At 49.4% G+C, this 20969-nt stretch carries 19 protein-coding genes; all 19 read left to right on the top strand.

Annotation, left to right across the window (positions count from 1 at the left end; translation table 11 throughout):
• Nucleotides 1-50 precede the first annotated feature (50 nt).
• Nucleotides 51-2153 (top strand): transketolase, encoded by a 2103-nt coding sequence (tkt, locus tag RN22_RS00500; protein ID WP_082111323.1) that lies wholly within the window; start codon nucleotides 51-53, stop codon nucleotides 2151-2153.
• A gap of 42 nt (nucleotides 2154-2195) precedes the next feature.
• Nucleotides 2196-3260 carry a class II fructose-bisphosphate aldolase gene (gene fba / locus RN22_RS00505; RefSeq protein WP_046302653.1) on the top strand — a complete coding sequence of 355 codons (1065 nt, stop codon included), beginning with the start codon at nucleotides 2196-2198 and terminating at the stop codon, nucleotides 3258-3260.
• A gap of 45 nt (nucleotides 3261-3305) precedes the next feature.
• Complete coding sequence (locus RN22_RS00510) at nucleotides 3306-4232, top strand: phosphoribulokinase (RefSeq protein WP_046302654.1); 927 nt, start codon at nucleotides 3306-3308, stop codon at nucleotides 4230-4232.
• A 12-nt stretch (nucleotides 4233-4244) separates the two neighbouring features.
• Nucleotides 4245-5291, top strand: a complete 1047-nt coding sequence (locus RN22_RS00515; RefSeq protein ID WP_046302655.1) for a class 1 fructose-bisphosphatase — start codon at nucleotides 4245-4247, stop codon at nucleotides 5289-5291.
• Between the two features lie 211 nt (nucleotides 5292-5502).
• Complete coding sequence (locus RN22_RS00520; RefSeq protein ID WP_082111324.1) at nucleotides 5503-6432, top strand: inositol monophosphatase; 930 nt, start codon at nucleotides 5503-5505, stop codon at nucleotides 6430-6432.
• Between the two features lie 147 nt (nucleotides 6433-6579).
• Entirely contained in the window at nucleotides 6580-8412 is a 1833-nt protein-coding gene (locus tag RN22_RS00525; RefSeq protein WP_046302656.1) for an NAD(P)H-dependent oxidoreductase subunit E, read from the top strand.
• Nucleotides 8409-9113: a 2Fe-2S iron-sulfur cluster-binding protein gene (locus RN22_RS00530; RefSeq protein ID WP_046302657.1), complete on the top strand. Its 705-nt coding sequence runs from the start codon at nucleotides 8409-8411 to the stop codon at nucleotides 9111-9113. The genes RN22_RS00525 and RN22_RS00530 overlap by 4 nt, the downstream gene beginning before the upstream one ends.
• Nucleotides 9110-9742: an NADP oxidoreductase gene (locus RN22_RS00535; RefSeq protein WP_046302658.1), complete on the top strand. Its 633-nt coding sequence runs from the start codon at nucleotides 9110-9112 to the stop codon at nucleotides 9740-9742. The genes RN22_RS00530 and RN22_RS00535 overlap by 4 nt, the downstream gene beginning before the upstream one ends.
• Nucleotides 9743-9755: 13 nt before the next feature.
• On the top strand, nucleotides 9756-11222 hold the full coding sequence (locus tag RN22_RS00540; protein WP_046302659.1) for a Ni/Fe hydrogenase subunit alpha: 1467 nt from the start codon (nucleotides 9756-9758) through the stop codon (nucleotides 11220-11222).
• Nucleotides 11206-11775, top strand: coding sequence for a hydrogenase maturation protease (locus RN22_RS00545; RefSeq protein WP_082111325.1), 570 nt, complete (start codon nucleotides 11206-11208; stop codon nucleotides 11773-11775). The genes RN22_RS00540 and RN22_RS00545 overlap by 17 nt, the downstream gene beginning before the upstream one ends.
• On the top strand, nucleotides 11772-12275 hold the full coding sequence (locus tag RN22_RS00550) for a Crp/Fnr family transcriptional regulator (RefSeq protein WP_052737470.1): 504 nt from the start codon (nucleotides 11772-11774) through the stop codon (nucleotides 12273-12275). Before RN22_RS00545 ends, RN22_RS00550 begins: the two co-directional genes overlap by 4 nt.
• A gap of 350 nt (nucleotides 12276-12625) precedes the next feature.
• Nucleotides 12626-12967 (top strand): hydrogenase maturation nickel metallochaperone HypA, encoded by a 342-nt coding sequence (gene hypA, locus RN22_RS00555; RefSeq protein WP_046302660.1) that lies wholly within the window; start codon nucleotides 12626-12628, stop codon nucleotides 12965-12967.
• Nucleotides 12967-13824, top strand: a complete 858-nt coding sequence (hypB, locus tag RN22_RS00560; protein WP_046302661.1) for a hydrogenase nickel incorporation protein HypB — start codon at nucleotides 12967-12969, stop codon at nucleotides 13822-13824. Before hypA ends, hypB begins: the two co-directional genes overlap by 1 nt.
• Before the next feature lie 18 nt (nucleotides 13825-13842).
• Nucleotides 13843-15315 (top strand): sigma-54 dependent transcriptional regulator, encoded by a 1473-nt coding sequence (locus tag RN22_RS00565; RefSeq protein WP_046302662.1) that lies wholly within the window; start codon nucleotides 13843-13845, stop codon nucleotides 15313-15315.
• 27 nt (nucleotides 15316-15342) lie between these two features.
• On the top strand, nucleotides 15343-15654 hold the full coding sequence (locus RN22_RS00570; protein WP_046302663.1) for a HypC/HybG/HupF family hydrogenase formation chaperone: 312 nt from the start codon (nucleotides 15343-15345) through the stop codon (nucleotides 15652-15654).
• Nucleotides 15641-16813, top strand: a complete 1173-nt coding sequence (gene hypD, locus RN22_RS00575) for a hydrogenase formation protein HypD (protein ID WP_046302664.1) — start codon at nucleotides 15641-15643, stop codon at nucleotides 16811-16813. Before RN22_RS00570 ends, hypD begins: the two co-directional genes overlap by 14 nt.
• Nucleotides 16814-16835: 22 nt before the next feature.
• Nucleotides 16836-17909, top strand: a complete 1074-nt coding sequence (hypE, locus tag RN22_RS00580; RefSeq protein WP_046302665.1) for a hydrogenase expression/formation protein HypE — start codon at nucleotides 16836-16838, stop codon at nucleotides 17907-17909.
• Nucleotides 17910-17947: 38 nt separating this feature from the next.
• Complete coding sequence (locus RN22_RS00585; RefSeq protein ID WP_046302666.1) at nucleotides 17948-18559, top strand: HupE/UreJ family protein; 612 nt, start codon at nucleotides 17948-17950, stop codon at nucleotides 18557-18559.
• Nucleotides 18560-18565: 6 nt separating this feature from the next.
• A complete protein-coding gene (gene hypF, locus RN22_RS00590) occupies nucleotides 18566-20953 on the top strand; it encodes a carbamoyltransferase HypF (protein ID WP_046302667.1) in 2388 nt (795 codons plus the stop codon).
• Nucleotides 20954-20969 lie beyond the last annotated feature (16 nt).

A 20969-nucleotide genomic window follows, 5' to 3' on the forward strand; every position in this document is an offset into this window, starting at 1 on the left:
GAAATTGGGTTGACGCTAATTATCAGGAAATAATGATAGGGAATATTTCAATGAGCAAGATAAGTCAGTTCTCTGAGGAGTACAAAACGGATAAAGCCGACATACATTTTTCTCCCACATCCAACGAAATTCACGAAGATTGTGCAAACGCATTGCGTGTCCTTGCTGTCGATATGGTGCAAAACGCCAATTCAGGTCATCCCGGCGCTCCCATGGGGATGGCGGATATCGCTACCGTCCTTTGGCGGGAGTTTCTTAAGCACAATCCTAAAAATCCAAACTGGCCTAACAGGGACCGCTTTGTGCTTTCTAATGGTCATGCTTCATGTTTGATTTATAGCCTGCTGCATCTCACGGGATATAACGTCACCACTCATGATCTTAAGCAGTTCAGACAATTAGGAAGCAAAACGCCAGGACATCCAGAGATTGGTGTCACACCAGGCGTAGAAACGACAACGGGTCCACTTGGGCAAGGACTTGCAAATGCCGTGGGCATGGCACTCGCAGAGAAAACCCTCGCGGCGCAATTCAACAAGCCAGGTTTCGATATTGTCGATCACTACACCTATGTCTTTTTCGGTGACGGCTGTCTGATGGAAGGCATTTCACACGAAGTGTGCTCGCTCGCTGGCACCATGAAGCTGTCAAAACTCATCGCTTTTTATGACGACAATGGCATTTCCATTGATGGTGATGTAGATGGCTGGCTAACTGACGATACTCCGCAAAGGTTCCGCGCCTATGGCTGGCATGTGATTGAAGATATCGATGGGCATGACCATTATTCCATCCGCGAAGCCATCATGGATGCTCGTGCGGTTGAAGATAAGCCCGTGCTGATTTGCTGCAAAACAGTCATCGGAAAAGGTTCCCCAAACAAAGCTGGATCGCATGATGTACATGGTGCGCCACTGGGAAGTGATGAGGTGGCTAACACCCGAAAATCTATGTCCTGGATCCATGATCCTTTCGAGATCCCCACCAAAATCCAGACGTATTGGAACGACAAGACACAAGGTGCCTTAAGGGAGAACCTTTGGGATGCCACCTTTGCAGCTTACGCAGATGAATACCCAGAGCTTGCTGCGGAATATTTCCGTCGCATAGAAGGGCAACTGCCTAAAAGTTGGGCGGAAGAATCAGAACAATTCGTCAAGAGGGCGGCTATACAGGCGCAGAGTATTGCAAGTAGACAAGCGTCTCAACAATCCTTGAATGCTTTTGGCCCACTACTGCCAGAATTGATTGGCGGTTCTGCAGACCTAAGCCCTTCAAACAACACCTTTTGGAAAGGTGCTTGCGACAACACTCCCGAATCGCCAAATGGAAACTACATACGCTTTGGTGTGCGTGAGTTTGGCATGAGCGCAATAGTAAACGGCCTAGCCTTACACGGCGGATTTATCCCTTACTGTGCGACGTTTTTGGTGTTTTCTGACTATGCAAGAAATGCGATTCGCGTAGCTGCACTTTCTAAAGTCCACGCCATTTTTGTCTTCACCCATGACTCCATTGGATTGGGAGAAGATGGCCCGACACACCAACCGATCGAACACCTTGCCAGTTTCAGGGCAATGCCAAACGTCAAAGTCTGGAGACCTTGTGATGCGGTTGAAACGGCGGTGGCGTGGAAGAAAGCGATTGAAGATCAATCTGGCCCCCATATTTTGGTGTTTTCACGACAAAGCTTGCCATACCAGCTTCGCCGCGCTGATCAGCTTCCACTTATCGAGCGGGGCGGTTACATCCTCAAAGAACATGAAGGGCACTTGGGTGACGAGCCTGATCTGCTCCTTATCGCGACTGGGTCAGAAATCGAACTCGCTGTTGAAGCTGCCATTTTACTGAATCGAAAGTCTATTCATGCCCGAGTCGTTTCTATGCCTTGTCCTGATGTGTTTGATCAGCAGCCAGAGCACTATCGAAATAGCGTGCTTCCACCATCCATCAAATGCCGGGTATCCCTCGAAGCGGGTTCCACCTTGGGCTGGCACAAATACGTAGGAAGTGACGGATTGGCTTTGGGTATCGACACCTTTGGTGAGTCCGCACCAGCTGATGCGCTCTTTGAACATTTTGGCCTGACGGTAGAAAGAATCGTCCGACAAGCAGAACGCGTGGTTAAGCAATCACGCCCGTTTAAGTCATAGCGTTAACCAAAATCTGAATCATTGATATGCAAGGAGAAAGTTATGGCACTCGTCAGTTTGAGACAAATGCTAGATCACGCAGCAGAGCACGGATATGGCGTTCCTGCATTTAACGTAAACAACATGGAGCAGGTTCACGCGATTATGGGGGCAGCGGCTTCCTGTGATGCTCCCGTTATCCTGCAGGCTTCAGCCGGGGCACGTACTTATGCCGGTGCCAGTTTTCTGCGCCATTTGATGCTGGCTTCAGTAGAGCAGTGGCCTTCAATACCTGTTGTGGTTCATCAGGATCACGGGGCATCGCCCGCGGTGTGTTTGCAATCCATCCAACAAGGCTTTACCTCCGTCATGATGGACGGTTCGCTGCACGAAGACATGAAAACGCCAGCAAGCTATGAGTACAACTGCGATGTTACCGCACGTGTTGTAGAAATGTCCCACGCATGCGGCGTCTCGGTAGAGGGTGAGCTCGGATGTCTGGGCTCATTGGAGACGGGGACGGCGGGAGAAGAAGATGGCTCAGGCGCTGAAGGGGTGTTGAGCCATGATCAACTGCTGACCGACCCGGAAGAAGCCGCGATGTTTGTTAGGCAAACGGGAGTAGATGCACTGGCTATTGCTATAGGTACTAGCCATGGTGCGTACAAATTTACCCGACCACCCACTGGCGACATTCTGGCCATTGAGCGAGTGAAAGCGATTCATGAAAGGATCCCTGATACCCACCTTGTCATGCACGGTTCATCATCTGTCCCTCAGGACTGGCTGCAAGTCATTAATGAGTTTGGCGGCGATATGGGGGAAACCTACGGTGTGCCGGTAGACGAAATTGTTGAAGGCATCCGCCACGGGGTACGAAAAGTGAATATCGATACAGACCTCCGCATGGCGAGTACTGGAGCAGTGCGTCGTTTCCTGGCTCAGAATCCAAGTAACTTTGATCCACGCAAGTTCCTTGCAGCCGCAACGAAAGCCATGGAAGCACTCTGTAAAGAACGCTACGAAGCCTTTGGTTGTGCAGGCATGGCATCGCGTATCAAGCCAATAAATCTTGAAGACATGTCGGTACGATATGCCTCAGGCGAGTTAGACCCCTCCGTCAGATGAGTACTACCTGATTGTTAACCGCATTCCATCTGAAGGAGAAAAACTATGTCTGTAAAACATCCGATCGTGGCAGTAACCGGCTCATCTGGAGCAGGGACATCCACAGTAAAAAATGCGATGGAGCAAATTTTCCGTCGTAACCAGTTCCAAGCCGCTGTTATTGAAGGAGACAGCTACCATAAATACGATCGCGTCGACATGCGTGAGCGTCTTAAGCGTGCACAGGAAAAGGGAAAAAACCTGAGTCATTTTGGTCCCGAGGGAAATGATTTCAGCGAGCTGGAAAAGACATTCCGCGCATACGCTGAAACTGGTAGCGGGCTGCGGCGTTATTACATCCACAATGAAGAAGAAGCAATGCTTCACGGCTCGAAACCCGGCACCTTCACTCAGTGGTCGCCAATTCCTGAAGGCTCAGATCTTCTCTTCTATGAAGGTCTGCACGGCGGTGTTGTAACGTCTAACAGTAATGTGGCGCAGTACGTGGACCTGCTGATTGGTGTCGTGCCGATTGTTAATCTCGAATGGATTCAGAAAATCCACCGCGATACCAATGTTCGTGGTTATAGCCGTGAGGCTGTGACGGACACCATTTTGCGCCGCATGCACGACTACGTTCATTACATCACGCCACAGTTCTCGCTAACGGATATCAACTTCCAGCGTGTTCCCATGGTAGACACGTCGAACCCCTTTATCTCCCGAGATATTCCAACACTGGATGAAAGTATGGTGGTGATCCGATTCCGCGATCCAAAGAAAACCGGTGTCGACTTCCAATATCTACTTAACATGATTGATGGCTCGTTCATGTCACGCCGAAACAACATTGTCGTGCCGGGCGGAAAAATGGGTTTCGCAATGGAACTTATCATGCAGCCTTTGATTGAAGAGCTGGTGTTGCATGGCTCAAACCGTGTGAGTGTTGAAACCACTCATGATCGCTTTTCGAAGCGTGTGCCAGCGCTGTAAGGAGAGAAAATCATGAGAAAAGGGACGACATTTACACGATTTATTATCGAAGATCTTCGGAAGTTACCTGAAGCCACGGGCGATTTCACCTTACTACTCAGCGCCATCGTCACGGCCTGTAAGGAAATTGCTGATGATGTCAGCCGAGGTCAACTGATCAACATACTGGGTTCTGCGGAAACCGAAAATATTCAGGGGGAAACCCAAAAGAAGTTGGATGTGATTTCCAATGATATTTTGATCCGCGCTCTCGAATGGTCAGGACATTTGGGTGGAATGGCATCAGAAGAGTTAGAAGAGGCTTACCCGATTCCTGCCAAGTTCCCGAGAGGGAAATACCTGCTGGTTTTTGACCCTCTCGACGGCTCATCCAACACCGAAGTGAACGTTTCGATAGGGACAATTTTTTCCATTCTTCGCTGCCCTCCCGGTGTCAGTGAACCCACGGAAGAGGACTTCCTTCAACCTGGCGCAAAACAAGTCTGTGCGGGATATGTTCTTTATGGCCCAGCCACCAATCTGGTGCTGACGACGGGTCAGGGTGTGAATGGATTTACCCTGGATAGAGACATCGGCGAATTTATCCTGACACATCCAAAACTCACCATCCCGGAAAAAACCAACGAGTTTGCCATCAATATGTCGAATCAGCGTCACTGGGAGCCTGCAGTGAAACGTTATATCGATGAAGTGGTAGCCGGAAAAGAAGGCCCGAGAGGGCGTGACTTTAATACCCGTTGGGTAGCATCCATGGTGGCAGAAGTTCATCGAATCCTGATGCGTGGCGGCATATTCCTTTATCCCAAAGATAACCGCGAAAACGTCAAAGAAGGGCGCTTACGCCTTCTCTACGAAGCAAACCCGATGAGCTTCATTATTGAGCAGGCAGGTGGAGCGGCGTCAACGGGAAGAGAACGAATCCTCTCCGTAAAACCGCACCGATTACACCAACGCATTCCGGTCATTATCGGTGCGCGGGAAGAGGTTGAGCGGGTAGAGCGTTACCACCTGACTATGGACAAGGAGCCAAGCAGCTCGCACCAGACAGTGGTGCAATAAACCAAAATACTAACAACCAAATGGCCCGCAAATGTGGGCCATTTCTTTACTGGAAACCTTCTAACCACTTCGTCAACAAACTGGTTAGAGATTGTTTGAGTAAAACAAAAGACGAATCAAAAGTAATTCATAAGCGACTGATTATATGAGCCTTAACAATATTTCAACACTTGGCATCACGATTGCTATACAGCAATAGAGGGAGAGAAAGATGAATGGAGTATCCTCAGAAATGGCTGCAAAGTTGGAGTTGTACACCTTGCTGAAAATGCCAGATGAAGACCTCAAGTCTTTGCTTTTTGACATTGTCAGAAGCACAGCCATAAAAGCCGTTCTGCCCAGATTTAGGGGTGGAATGGGAGATGGCGATATCAACTACAAACCCAACAGCGACATAGTCACCGCTGCTGACACCGACATGCAGCAGCGCATCATTGAAGCGCTACAGACTTACTGGCCAAATGTCCCTGTTTTAGGTGAAGAGCAATCTCGGGGGATGCAGTTATCGATATTCAATGCCAACAATCAGCCGTTTTGGGTTTTAGATCCTATAGATGGCACCAGCAACTTTGCATTTGGCATCCCTTACTTTTGCACTTCTCTGGCGCTGATTTACGAAGGAAAAGTTTGGTTGGGATTGGTCTACGATCCGGTGAGGGATGAGTGCTTTTACGCGGCGTCAGGTAGTGGCGCAACGCTGAATGGCATTACTATGGACTGCACAGAACTAAAAGCTCCGGCTAACCTGAAAAGCTCAATGGCATTGGTCGATTTTAAGCGTTTACCCAATGGCATGGCGTCTAACTTGGCGGCAGAACCACCTTATCGCTCCCAGCGAAGTTTTGGTGCCAGTGCTTTGGATTGGTGCTGGATTGCCGCCAATCGCTGCCAGATTTATCTTCATGGAGACCAGAAACTCTGGGACTACACGGCAGGCAGCTTGATCCTTCAGGAAGCAGGGGGAATATCTTCTACTTTTCATGGTTCAGATATCTTCGATAACACCATGAATTCTAAAACTGTTATCGCAGCCACGCATCCCACTTTGTTTAAGCAATGGCATGAATACCTAGACCCATTTCTTCCTCGACCTGCCATCAAAGAGCATGACAGCGTTGTGCGCTATTTTGACCCCGGCTAATGCCGGAAAACCTCAATAAATCATAACAATAAACCAATCACTGGAAGACCCCTAATGCTTGGGGACAGTACCACTTTGCCCAAAATCCGCTCGCGCTGACGTTGTAGACCTTAAACAGCATCAGGAAGAAGCATAAAGGAGTAAGCAATGAGCAATAATGTAGAAGCGATCCTGTCGCGGTATCTTTATCGCCGGGAGCGATTGTTAGATATGTTGATAGCGCTGCAGGAATCAGAGGGCTATATCTCTGATTCATCCGTCAACGTCCTGGCATCGGGGCTTAACCTGTCCCCTTTGGATGTCCGTGAAACACTCTCATTTTATCACTTCCTGCATGACAACCCCTCGGGCCAGCACACCATATACCTGTCAGACACCGTGATCGCACGATTAAGTGGCTATGAAGAAGTGAAAACCTCTCTGGAAGACTCGGTGGGATGTCAGTTTGGAGAAGTCTCTGATGATGGCGCTTTTGGGTTGTTTGATACTCAATGTATCGGCCTTTCTGACCAAGAGCCGGCCATGTTAGTTGATGGAATTCCCTTTACCCACCTCACACCCGACAAAGTTCGTATGGTGATTGCCGCACTTAAAGCGGGAGTTTCTCCCTCGGCACTGGTTAATCCCGATGGTCACGCCACAAATTCAAAAGCGTATATCCATGCATTGATTGACTCCAACATCCGACAGCCGGGGCCAATTTTCTTTGGTGACCCGATAGATATCGACAGTCTTATACGTGACGCTGTCACACTAGTCCCAATGGAAGTGATTGACGCAACCAGCACGTCCAAGCTGCGGGGCCGCGGTGGTGCTGGTTTCTCTGCGGGTCTGAAATGGCGGTTATGTCATGATGCGCCGGGTGAGACTAAATATGTAATCTGTAACGCTGATGAAGGTGAGCCTGGAACTTTTAAAGACAGAGTAATATTGACTGAGTCCCCTGAGCAGGTTTTTGCCGGGATGATTATCGCAGGTCATGCTATTGGTGCCCATGAAGGGATTCTCTATCTGCGTTACGAATACCGCTATATGGTCGACTATCTCGAGGCGACGCTCAGCTCCCTGAGACAACGTGGCTTGTTGGGAACGGGTATTGGCGGTAATGCGGATTTTAACTTTGATATTCGTATCCAGTTAGGAGCCGGGGCTTATATCTGTGGTGACGAATCTGCGTTAATTGAGTCCTGTGAAGGTAAGCGCGGGACGCCACGTGTGAAACCTCCATTTCCCGTACATCAAGGTTTCATGGGTTGCCCGACTGCGGTCAACAATGTCGAAACACTGGCTAATGTAGCGAAGATCTTCGAACAAGGCGCGCGTTGGTATGAAGCCATGGGAACGCCTGAATCTGCAGGAACAAGGCTGATCAGTGTATCTGGCGATGTCGAAAAGCCGGGTATCTATGAGATTGAATGGGGAATTTCGCTGCAGGATGTTCTGGAGCTTGTCGGAGCACGAAATCCCCGTGTTGCACAAATTAGTGGTCCTTCCGGTGAATGCGTATCAGCCGCTCGGGATGGTAACCGGACTTTCTCATACAAAGACCTTTCCTGTAACGGCTCTCTAATGGTGTTCAGCTATGAGCGAAACCTTCTTGAAATCGTTAGGCACTTTATGCACTTCTTTGTCGAAGAGTCCTGCGGTATCTGTACGCCTTGTCGTGCGGGCAATGTAGAGCTCTACAACAAAGTATCACTAATCATCGAAGGGCGGGCGGTCGAGCAGGATCTTGATGAGATCTTCGAGTGGGCCAAGATCATTCGTGGCTCAAGCCGCTGCGGGCTGGGCACAACATCCCCTAAACCTATCATCACGTCTTTGCAGGCATTTCCTGAGGAATACAAACAGAAACTGGTGGAGCAAAACGGGCCACTGTTGGCTTCATTCGACCTGAATGCTGCACTGCATGAGTTCACTGTAGCGACCGAATCACTTCAGGGCTCAGAAGGTGTTCAGACTGCGGAGGTATCGAAATGAGCATTACATTGACAATCGATGGAAAGGAAGTCACCGCAGAAGAAAACCAGATGCTGGTAGATGTCGCCTCAGATAATGGTGTTTACATCCCAACCCTGTGTTATCAGCGGGGAAAACCCTGTCTGGGCACCTGCCGGGTTTGTACCTGTAAGGTCAATGGTAATAACGCCGCCTCATGCACAGTGCCCGTTTCGGAGGGCATGGTAGTGGAAGTTAACGAACCGGAAACTAAAGACATCCGCAAAGCGCTGATCGAAATGCTGTTTGTCGAAGGCAAACATAACTGCCCGAGTTGCGAAAAAAGTGGCCGTTGTGATCTTCAGGCGGTGGGCTACGAAACAGGCATGATGGTTTCCCGTTTTCCTTATCGATTCCCTGTTACCGAAACCGACTTCCGCTCAGAAAAAATCTGGTTAGAGCGAGACAGGTGCATTTTCTGCCAACGATGCGTTGAGTTTGTCAGAGACGAAGAAACCGGTAAAAAGATCTTCAACATCAACGGGCGTGGCGCTGAAGCGCGCATCGAAATTGATGTTGTGCTGGCGGACAAAATGAGTGACGAACAGGTCACGCAGGCGATGGAGCTTTGCCCCGTGGGCTGCATTTTGAAAAAAGCAGTGGGATTCGACGATCCCATCGGACGACGCAAATTCGAAATTGCCTCGGTACGTGAACGTGCAACAGGGAGTGAAAGCAAATGAGTACGAGTTCAACAGACTGCAACCTTATCTTCTCCCATGAATTGCCTTGCACGCGTCTGGATAAAGAAACCGAAGCATTGCGAGAAGGGAAAATCAAAGTTGCCATGATTGGCCTTTGCGGATGCTGGGGATGCACCTTGTCTTTTCTAGATATGGATGAGCGACTCCTGGGCTTACTGGATAAAGTCGCCATTACGCGCTCGTCTATTACAGACGTGAAACGCATTCCTGAGCGTTGCACCATTGGCTTTATCGAAGGTGGTGTCGCCAATGAAGAAAACATTGAAACCCTCGAGCACTTCCGTGAGAACTGCGACATCCTGATTTCAGTCGGCGCTTGTGCCGTTTGGGGTGGTGTGCCCGCCATGCGCAATCAGGTGTCTCTCACAGAGTGTCTTGATGAAGCCTACATCTCATCCACGACGCGACCTGCAGACTCTGACAACGTCATTCCCCATGTGGATGTCCCCAAAATCACCACCAAAGTGTATCCCGCCCATGAGGTGGTCAAGATGGATTACTTCATTCCTGGCTGCCCGCCGGATGGCGACGCCATTTTCAAAGTGCTGGACGATTTGGTGAATGGACGCGAGGTGGATTTGCCTACCTCGGTAAACCGATACGATTAAGGGAGAGAGGATAATGAGCAAGACACTGGTCATTGATCCGGTTACACGGATAGAAGGTCACGGCAAAGTCACCTTGCAGTTAGATGATAACAACAAGGTCACTGACGCCAGATTACAGGTTATCGAGTTCCGCGGCTTCGAACGCTTTATTCAAGGGCACCCATACTGGGAAGCGCCTATGCTGTTGCAACGAATCTGCGGTATTTGCTTTGTCAGTCACCATCTATGTGGTGCAAAAGCCTTGGATGACATAGTTGGCGTTGGATTGAAAGACGGCATTCAGATGGCGCCAACGCCAGAGAAAATCCGCCGCCTGGGCCACTATGCACAACAGCTTCAGTCTCATGTCACTGCCTATTTTTATCTGATCGCACCGGAAATGGTGTTTGGTATCGAGTCTGCACCGGAAAAACGTAACGCGATTGGTCTCGCTGAAGCGAATCCCGAGCTGGTAAAACGCGTGATCCAATTACGTAAATGGGGACAGGAACTGATTGTTTCTGTCCTCGGCAAACGCATGCACGGTATCAGCTCTATTCCGGGTGGTGTTAACAACAACTTAAGCATTGCTGAGCGCGACAAGTTCCTGAAAGGGAATGATGATCTTCTGTCGATCGATGAAGTGATTGACTACGCGCAAGACGCACTCAGGTTGTTCTACGACTATCACGAAAAGCACCGTGACGAGATCGATAACTTTGGTGTAGTAAACGCACTGGACATGTGCCTTGTCGATGAAAATGGCGATGTTGATTACTACCACGGCAAGATGCGTGTGATTAACGAGAACAAGGAAGTCGTGCTCGATACCGATTACCACGACTACCTCGACCACTTCTCCGAAGCCACCGAGTCCTGGAGTTATATGAAGTTTCCTTACCTCAAAGCGTTGGGTCGGGAAGCGGGTTCTGTCCGTGTTGGGCCATTGGCTCGGCTTAATGTGACACGACGCTATAACACGCCGCTGGCACAGGAAGCACTGGAACGCTTCCATGACTATACCAAAGGCAAAGCGAACAACATGACGCTTCATACCAACTGGGCACGTGCGATTGAAATTCTGCATTCGGCAGAGCTGATTAAAGATCTTCTGAACGACCCTGATCTTCAAGGTGAAAGCCTCATCATTACGCCACCTAAAGGTGCGTGGACGGGCGAGGGGGTCGGTGTTGTCGAAGCACCGCGCGGCACTTTACTGCATCACTACCGAGCAGATGAAGCTGGCAACATGACCTTCGCCAACCTGATTGTTTCTACTACTCAGAATAACATGGTGATTAACCGCACCGTTCAATCGGTAGCTCAGGACTGGATTTCAGGTAAAGCCGAAATCACCGAAGGGATGATGAATGCTATTGAAGTTGGGATCCGAGCGTACGACCCCTGCCTGAGTTGTGCTACTCATGCAATGGGACAGATGCCGCTGCAAATCTCGCTGCTCGATGCTAGAGGACGACTGATCGATGAAAAATTCAGATAACCCGATTCACCTGAGCGATTTTGATCTGATTTACGGCATTGGCAATGTTGGAAGGGAAGATGATGGCCTTGGCTGGGCATTTATCGATGCCATCGAGTCCATGGGGGGAACCAATGCCAAGTTGGTTCGCCACTATCAACTCTTCTTTGAAGATGTGGACTTACTGCGTCGCCATCGGCGTGTTCTGTTTGTAGATGCTACGAAAGAGGTGACAACGTCACAGTATAAAGTGGAACGCGTGCAGCCTAAGCTGGATGACACCTTTACATCCCATGCTATCTCTGTCCAATCCATCGTGGCTATGTGCCAACAGTGTTATCAGGCTTATCCCGATGTCTGGTTATTAACGATGAAAGGCACTAGCTGGGAGCTTTCCATAGGGTTGACACCCGAAGCCGAAGACAACCTCAAACATGCGCTGGCTGCCACGGTGTCAGAGGGCATCTATGAGTGCCTTGACGGCGTTGCGAGCAAGGATGAAACCGATGAACCGCAAATCTCTGCCGAATCGACGATGAAACCAATTTTCGACTGCACAAGGATACCAACATGAATATACCCAACGAAGAAAACGTTGCGCGCCTGATCTTAGAAGCGCCTATTGGGCAATATATCGGGGAATCAGGCGCTGACATTCTTTCCCAGCAAGCAGCGACAGAAATATCACTAGATGATGGACAGTTTCTCTATCGAACCGGCGACGCGGCAAACAGTTTTTACATTGTTACGTCAGGGCGACTGGCTTTCTGCCGGGAGAACAAGAGCACGGGTAAAACAAGCCTGCTCCATACACTTCATCAAGGTGACTTGATCGGTGAACTCAGTTTTATTGATGGTGAACCAAGAAGCATATCCGTACAGGCTTTAGGTGCGGCTACCGTGCTCTGTTTTAATCGTGAAGATATAGATCCACTGATCACCACCCATCCGAAACTGGTGTTTGATTTTATGCGAGCGGTGGTGAAGCGTGTTCACCACACCGTGACAGCTATCGGCCAGCAACAGGCTGAACTGGCAGATTACATAGCAACAGGAGGAAAAGGACGTTTCTAAATAACGATAGGCTTAATTTATTGATATGCGATTTAATCCATTTTCCCCTCCGAGCTTTGTCGAAGAGGGGATTTTTTTGCCTGATGCATTTTGTCTGTTGACTTAATTAACCGCACTTCATGCTGATTAGTAAGTTTCCAGCTATTGAGAATATTGGAAAGTAGCCTTTCAGCTCCGAGGCATTTCGTTAAATCTTCGTTTATACCTAGTTTAAGTGTGGTTAATTTTGAGGCGCGTCAGCACTGGCCTCAGAGGTAGATTTCCCCAGACTTCGGCTGATTGGCACGCTCCATGCTCTGTTACCTCATATACCCACTCCCATATGACGAATTTAGCGAAGGAAGCGCGATATGCACGAATTATCCATCTGCGAAAGCATCGTCACAACGTTGAAATCCCAAGCTGCGCTTCATGATTTTTCACGCGTAAAAATCCTGCGTTTAGAAATTGGCCAGTTTTCGGGGGTGGAAGCTGAAGCACTTCGTTTCTGTTTTCCTATTGTCGCACTTGGAACGGTGGCGGAAGACGCCGATATGGAAATTACCTTGGTACCTGGCCAAGGCTGGTGTGATTCGTGCCAATGTACATCTGAAATGCAGGAGCGTTATTCCCCTTGTCAGCAATGTGGTCGTCATGGGCTCACATTATCTGCGGGTGATGAAATGCGAATAGCCAATGTGGAGGTCGAGTAATGTGTACGGTCTGTGGCTGTGGAGACAGCAGTATTGAAAATCATCACCATGAACACGATCACGCGACACCGCATGATCATCACTATGGGAAAGGACCAGCTGGTGTACATGTACCCGGAATGAGCCAGGCCCGTTTGGTGAGCATTGAACAGAATGTTCTGGCGCAAAACGATCACTATGCTGATGAAAATCGCGCTCAATTTCGTGCAAACGGACTGTTAGTACTGAATCTGGTGTCCAGTCCTGGCTCTGGTAAAACCACGCTATTGGTTAACACACTCAATCAATTGAAAGCGTCAATGCCGTTAGCCGTGATTGAAGGCGATCAGCAAACCTCCAATGATGCAGAGCGTATTCGTGAAACCAATGTCCCCGCGATTCAGGTGAATACCGGTAAGGGGTGTCATCTAGACGCACACATGGTGGGACACGCTGCGCACGACTTAAAACTGGAACCACACACTCTGCTGTTTATTGAAAATGTCGGCAACTTGGTTTGTCCGGCAGCATTTGATCTCGGTGAGCATTGTAAGGTTGCGATTCTTTCCGTTACCGAAGGGGAAGATAAACCCCTTAAGTATCCGGATATGTTCGCCGCCGCTGAACTGGTCATTTTAAACAAAATCGACTTATTACCCTATGTCCAATTCGATTTAGACCGTTGCCGGAAACACATCCTTCAGGTTAACCCCAATGCCCAAATCATCGAACTCTCTGCGACATCAAATGAAGGCATAGAGATTTGGTTTGATTGGCTGAAAGAACAAAAAACAGAAATTTTAAATAAGCAGAAAACAAATCTTCTACGCCAAATTGAAGTGCTGGAAAAGCAGCTTGGTTCGGCTAACGGTAACTAAGAGTTTGGTGTAGTTGTCATGCAAAGTTCAAGATTACCCATCGTTTTGGTCGTCGATGATGAGCCAATGTCATTACAGGCCATGCGAAGGATCCTAGAGGAAGACTTCACTGTACTGACCGCTGATAACGTCACGGATGCTGAGAAAGTCCTCTCGGAGATCCCGGTGCAGGTCGTGGTTTCCGATCAACGTATGCCAGATATCACAGGCACCGAGTTTCTTACCAAAGTCCGTCAGCAATGGCCTGATGTTATCCGCATTATTATTTCTGCCTATACCGATCCGCAAGACCTGATAAAAGGCATTAATGAAGCGGGTATCTATAACTTCATTCCCAAACCCTGGCAGCCTGAGCACCTGATTCTCACCCTTCAAAACGCGGTCAGACTTCATGCACTGCAAAGAGAAAATGAGCTTCTCAATGTCGAGCTTAAAGTGACAGCTCCGCAAGTGGATGACCAACTCAAACGTAAACGCGCAGAACTGAAAAGCCGCCATCACTTCGACAATATTGTGTGTGCTGCCAAAAGCCCAATGAAAGGGATCTGTGAGCATGTTGCCCGTATCGCGCCTTTTGATATTCCAGTGCTGGTGACGGGGGAGTCAGGAACAGGTAAAGAGCTAATCACCCGTGCGATCCACTATTCAAGCCATCGGTCGGATAAACCTTTTGTGACCGAAAACTGTGGCGCGATGCCTGTTCAACTTTTGGAGAGCGAATTGTTCGGGCATACACGGGGGGCGTTTACTGGCGCAACATCAGAGCGGATCGGCCTTTTGGAGCAAGCTGATGGCGGCACTGTGTTTCTCGATGAAATTGGCGATACCTCGCTGGAGTTTCAAGTCAAGTTGCTCAGGTTCTTACAAGAAGGCGAAATGAGGCCGCTTGGCAGTAACCGGAGCCGTAAGGTGAATGTCCGCATCATTTCAGCAACCAACCGCAATCTAGAAGAGGAAGTCCGGGCAGGGCGATTTCGGGAAGATCTTTTCTATCGACTTGCTGCAGTGCCTCTGCACATTCCTCCACTTCGCGACCGGAGTATGGATATTGCAGTTATCGCGGAAAGTATTCTTCAAAAACATATGGTTGCCTATGACAAAACCGTAGAAGGTTTTACTCAGGAAGCGCTGAATTGCATGTCAGCTTATCACTGGCCAGGAAATGTTAGGGAGCTTGAGAACGAAGTCAGGCGAATGTTAGTGATGACAGATTCCTCCCAGCTCGGTGCTGATTTGCTGTCTCCCAAAGTGCTGAAAGGCGCTTGCTCAGAAACGCGGGATGAGGCGCTGCCTGACACATTTTTTGAGCTTGATGATGGCAGCCTGAAAGAGCGCGTGGAAATACTCGAAGCGCGGATCTTAAAGGAAACCCTCATAAGACATCGTTGGAACAAAAGTAAAGCGGCGCTGGAGCTTGGACTTTCCCGAGTAGGACTTCGCGCCAAGCTAGAACGTTATGGGCTCGACCAAGACAAGCTGAGTCATTCATAGCTGAACCCAAACATAAGGAGAGTGCGGATGTGCCTTGGAATTCCCGGACAAATCATTGGTATTCAAGATGAAGCCAATTGTATTGCGACTGTAGAAATTTCCGGCGTACGAAGGCCCGTGAACATTGCCTGTGTACTGAGCGGCGAAAATCCACACGAAACGATTGGCGAGTGGGTCTTGGTTCACGTGGGCTTTGCCATGAGCAAAATCGACAGCGAAGAAGCAGAGAAAACCCTCACGCTACTTGCAGAGATTGGAGAACTTCAGGAAGAGCTGGATGCTATAGCGCAATCAACGGCTCAGGAAGAACAAAAGGAAAATGGTCATGAAGTACGTTGATGAGTTTCGTAACCCTGATGTGGTTGAAGGCATCGTTGATGCCATCAATGCGCAATTGGACCTGATTGAGCAACAACGCGGCAAACCAATGCGTCCGCTTCAGTTGATGGAGTTCTGTGGAGGACATACTCACACACTGTTTAAGTACGGCATTGAGAACCTTCTGTCAGATCGCATTGAAATGGTTCATGGGCCAGGTTGTCCAGTGTGTGTTCTTCCTATGGGACGTGTGGATGACTGCGTAGAGATTGCGGCTAATCCAGATGTCATATTCACCACCTTTGGTGACGCTATGCGTGTGCCTGGACTCAATGGCAGTCTACTGGATGCCAAAGCACGTGGCAGTGATATCCGAATGGTGTACTCGCCATTGGACGCTCTGGAACTGGCCAGACAATATCCCGACAAGGAAGTGGTTTTCTTTGCGCTAGGTTTTGAAACCACTATGCCTAGCACGGCCTTGACCGTCCTTCAGGCGGAAAAAGAAGGGCTGACGAATTTCTCCCTGTTCTGTAATCACATTACGACGGCACCTACGATAGATGCGATTTTGAATGAGCCGGATCTTAATCTGGATGGGTTCCTCGCGCCGGGTCACGTGAGCATGGTGATTGGGAAAGATCCTTTTGACTTTGTCGTCGACCAATATCAGAAATCTATCGTGATAACGGGTTTTGAACCACTTGATATCCTCCAGTCCATCCTGATGTTGGTGACCCAAATTGCCGAAAAACGCTGCGAAGTGGAAAACCAATATCGACGTGTTGTGGAAGACAAAGGCAACGATCCCGGCTTGGCGGCCATTCAAAGGGTTTACGACACGCATCCTGTTACCGAACTTCGTGGTTTTGGGGAAATTGGTGACGCAGGCGTACGTCTTCGTCCTGAATACGCAGCATGGGATGCAGAGCAAAAGTTTGTGGTATCACGCCAATCTTCAAACGACCCCGACACGTGCCAATGTGGCGATGTGCTTAAAGGTTTGATTCGTCCTTGGCAGTGCCAAATGTATGGCAAATCCTGTACGCCACAAACGCCGCTCGGGGCATTGATGGTGTCGACAGAAGGTGCTTGCTCTGCGTATTACAACCACGGTTTCCGCGCACCTGATAAAGGTCAGGGACGTATTGCTGTTGTTGATACCACGCCGTCGGTTTGATTGTCTTATAAGGAGTGAAGTGATGACCTTACAACAGCAGCAAACCCAAGCCCAGCAACCAGAACACATTGAGCGTATCACGCTGGCTCACGGTAGCGGCGGGATAGCGATGCGGGAATTGGTTGAAAAGGAAATCGTTGCGGCTTTTTCGAACCCTCATCTTGCGCCACTGGAAGATCAGGCGCGTCTTGACCTTAATGCGCTAACCCAATTGGGAGATCGGCTCGCCATGACGACAGATTCCTTCGTCGTTGACCCTTTGGAATTTCCGGGCGGAGATATTGGCTCGTTGGCGGTGAACGGCACCGTCAATGATCTCGCTATGTGCGGCGCAAAACCCTTGTATCTAACCTGCGGCCTGATTCTTGAAGAAGGACTTCCGCTCGACACTTTACGGCGCATTCTCGCCAGCATGAAAAAAGCGGCGGACGAGGCGGGTGTTGCGATTGTTTCCGGTGACACCAAAGTGGTTCATAAAGGCGCTGCTGACAAACTGTTTATCAACACCGCAGGTGTCGGAGTGATTCCCCAAGGGGCGGATTTTCGTGTTTCCCAGGCTCAGCCTGGTGATGTGGTTATCGTAAATGGGTGGGTTGGCGACCATGGCGCGACAGTGATGGCAACCCGCGGTGATTTGGGACTAGAGACCAGCGTTCAATCAGATTGTCGCTCCCTTTACCAAGAGGTTTGTGCCTTGATGGAAGCCAGTGAGGTTCACTGCCTGCGTGATGCAACAAGAGGCGGTATTGCGACGGTATTGAATGAATTCGCGGAAAGCAGTGGCGTCAGGATCATGCTGGATCAGTCCGCTATACCAGTCAGAGATGAGGTTCGTGGCGTCTGCGAGTTGTTGGGGCTTGATCCGCTTTATCTCGCCAATGAAGGCAAGTTCCTTGCCATTGTTCCTGAGAACCACGCAGAGCAAGCCGTTGAAGCACTGAGGACACTTCCCGGTGCAGAGCACTCGGCGATCATTGGTCGCGTGGAACCGCTGACGGATATCAGGCCACGTGCAGGCGTATCAATGAGAACCTTTTTTGGCAGTGAGCGAATGATAGACATGCTGACGGGAGACCAACTGCCTCGTATTTGCTGACGATGAATATCATTTCAAACGAAATAGGAAGGATGAAGATGAAACGTAATGGACTCAAACTCGCCACAATTCTGATGGGATCTGCACCGCTAACCACGTTTGCACATACCGGCCATGACGTTAGTGGTTTTCTTGCAGGCTTCGGCCATCCGCTGATGGGCGCTGACCATGTTATTGCCATGGCTGCCATCGGTATTTGGGCTTATATGCTTAACAACGAAGGGATAAAACACAGCGGCTCAATGATCCCTTCCGTTTTTCTTGCCATGATGGCCTTTGGCGCTGCACTGGCTTTCTCTAATTTTGCTTTACCGCTGGTGGAAATGGGGATCGCTATTTCCGTCATTCTTCTCGGCATTCTGCTGGTGGCTGGAAAACGTCTGTCTTTGGGGATCACACTGCCGATGACGGCGGTTTTTGCTCTTTTTCATGGTGCAGCCCATGGTGTCGAAATGCCATATTCAGCAGATGTGACGGGTTACTTTGCTGGTTTCCTGCTTGCGTCCGCTTCACTGATTTTCGTCGGATATACACTTGAAAATCTATTGATTGCGGGTGGGGAGAGTCGAGCATTCGAGCACAAACTTGTGCTGCCGATGTCAGGCAGTTTAGTTGCGCTTAGCGGCGTGTATCAGTTACTTATGTCATAGGTATTTATGACTGGGTTTCGGATCAGGATCCGCGGCGTTGTTCAGGGGGTAGGTTTCAGACCTACCGTCTGGCGGGTCGCGCGCGGTTTGTCGTTACAGGGGCATGTACTCAATGATGGCGAAGGGGTGATTGTCGAACTATGGTGCGATGAAACGCTCGCCATAAAGTTCGTTCACGCCTTAGAACTTGAGTGTCCACCACTGGCTACCATTACGTCTGTCGATATTGATTCTGCCTCGCTATCATTGCCACCTCCAGATAGCTTTGACATTGTCGAGAGTCATGAATCTGCCCAGATAAGCGCCGGTATTCCGGTTGATGCTGCTGTTTGTCCGCAATGTATCGAAGAAATATTGGACCCAAGCAGCCGTCGCTACCGTTACCCCTTTACCAATTGCACTCATTGCGGCCCCAGACTGACCATCATCAAAGCATTGCCTTACGATCGCCCCAAAACCAGCATGGCGACATTCCCACTTTGTGATGCTTGTGAGCAGGAATACCAAAACCCAGCAGATCGACGTTTTCATGCGCAGCCTGTTGCCTGTGCTGATTGCGGTCCTACGCTTCGGTTATGTGATGAAAACCAACGAGAGATAAAACCGGATTCAATAGGGGCTAGTGATGCCATTGAAGCGGCAGCAAGTTTGCTCAAGAAAGGAAAGATTATTGCGGTTAAAGGGTTGGGCGGTTTTCATTTGGCGTGTGATGCCACAAACAACGATGCCGTTTCTGAGCTTAGACGCCGTAAGAAAAGACCGGCAAAACCCTTTGCGGTGATGATGAAGGACATGGAACAAGTCATGACGCATTGCCTTGCATCGGAAGAGGGAGCGCAATCGCTGATGAGTGCCGCCAGCCCAGTGGTTATCATGCCTTTACGTAATATGACAACGTCACACATGGAAGATGTTGGTCCTGAAATATCACCTTATGTTGCCCCTGATTTGGCGGAATTGGGCGTCATGTTGCCATCAACGCCTTTGCATCTTTTGCTTTGCCGGGATGCTGATATCCCATTGGTCATGACGTCTGGTAATTTGAGCGGTAATCCGCAGTGCACAGGCAATGATGAAGCGTTTACGGAGCTCAAAGGTATTGCCGATTTCTGGTTGGTACACAATCGCGATATCGTCTTCCGCGCTGATGATTCCGTTTTAAGGCAAACCGAATTAGGACTTCAGGTAATTCGCCGTGCAAGAGGGTTGGCACCCAGTCCCATTCCTTTACCAAAAGGGTTTGAACAATCCCCCCAAGTACTTGCCCTTGGCGGTGAAGTGAAAAACGCCTTTTGCCTGCTATCAGAGCACGGCGCCATTCTCAGCCAATACATCGGGGATTTAGAAAGTCTGAAGGTGTGGGATGACTTCCAACATACGTTAGCCCATTACCAGTCATTGTATCGCTTTGAACCTGAACGTATCGCGGTCGATTGCCACCCCGAATACATAGCCACGAAATTCGCCAAATCGACCTTTGATATAAAAGCACTTGTCGACGTTCAGCACCACCACGCTCATATTGCTGCCTGCATGGGTGATAACCAACTGCCGCTTGATCATGACAAGGTGCTCGGTGTGGTCTTCGATGGATTGGGCATTGGCAGCGACGGGACGATATGGGGCGGTGAATTTCTTCTTGCTGATTATCGTGGTTTCAAGCGCATCGGGCATCTTCTCCCTGTGTCACTTCCCGGCGGCACGCAAGCGATTATACAGCCCTGGAGAAATCTGGTTGCCTGGTTAAACAAATCAAACGTCGATGAGAAACAGAAAAGCGCCTTGTGCGCAGAGCTAAACATCGATAGTAAAGACATAAACACCCTCACAGCCATGATCGACAATGCGCTAAATTCGCCGCGTTCAACTTCAGTAGGGCGCTTGTTTGATGCCGTATCTGCAGCGCTATCGGTTTGTATTCATCAGCAAAGCTATGAAGGACAAGCTGCGATAGAGCTTGAAGCCTTGGCGAAACAAAGCACATCGAGTGAAAAGGCTGGTTACCCATTCAACATCCTTTCTGGCTCACCAACGCAATTAGAACCGTCATCGATGTGGGCGGTTTTACTTGAGGATCTATTATCAGGTGCTGCGCCCAGCACGATTGCGATGAAGTTCCACCTCGGCCTTGCAGAGGCGATTTCTCAGATGGTTGTCCGCTTGAGTCAATCACTCCACTTCCCCGTAAAAGTGGCGCTAAGTGGGGGTGTTTTCCAAAACAAATTGTTGCTTGAACAAACTGTTTTTCACCTGAAACAGCAAGGCATCGAGGTATTGATTCACCAACAGGTTCCCGCGAATGATGGTGGACTGGCATTCGGTCAGGCTTTAATAGCAGCGGCAGTGTCTCTTTCTGGAAACACCGTTGGGCAGGGCTTAGACCATAATCAATAAAGGTTTTTTGCAAGGA

The sequence above is a fragment of the Grimontia sp. AD028 genome (genome assembly GCF_000973155.1).
GTDB classification, from domain to species: Bacteria; Pseudomonadota; Gammaproteobacteria; order Enterobacterales; family Vibrionaceae; genus Enterovibrio; species Enterovibrio indicus.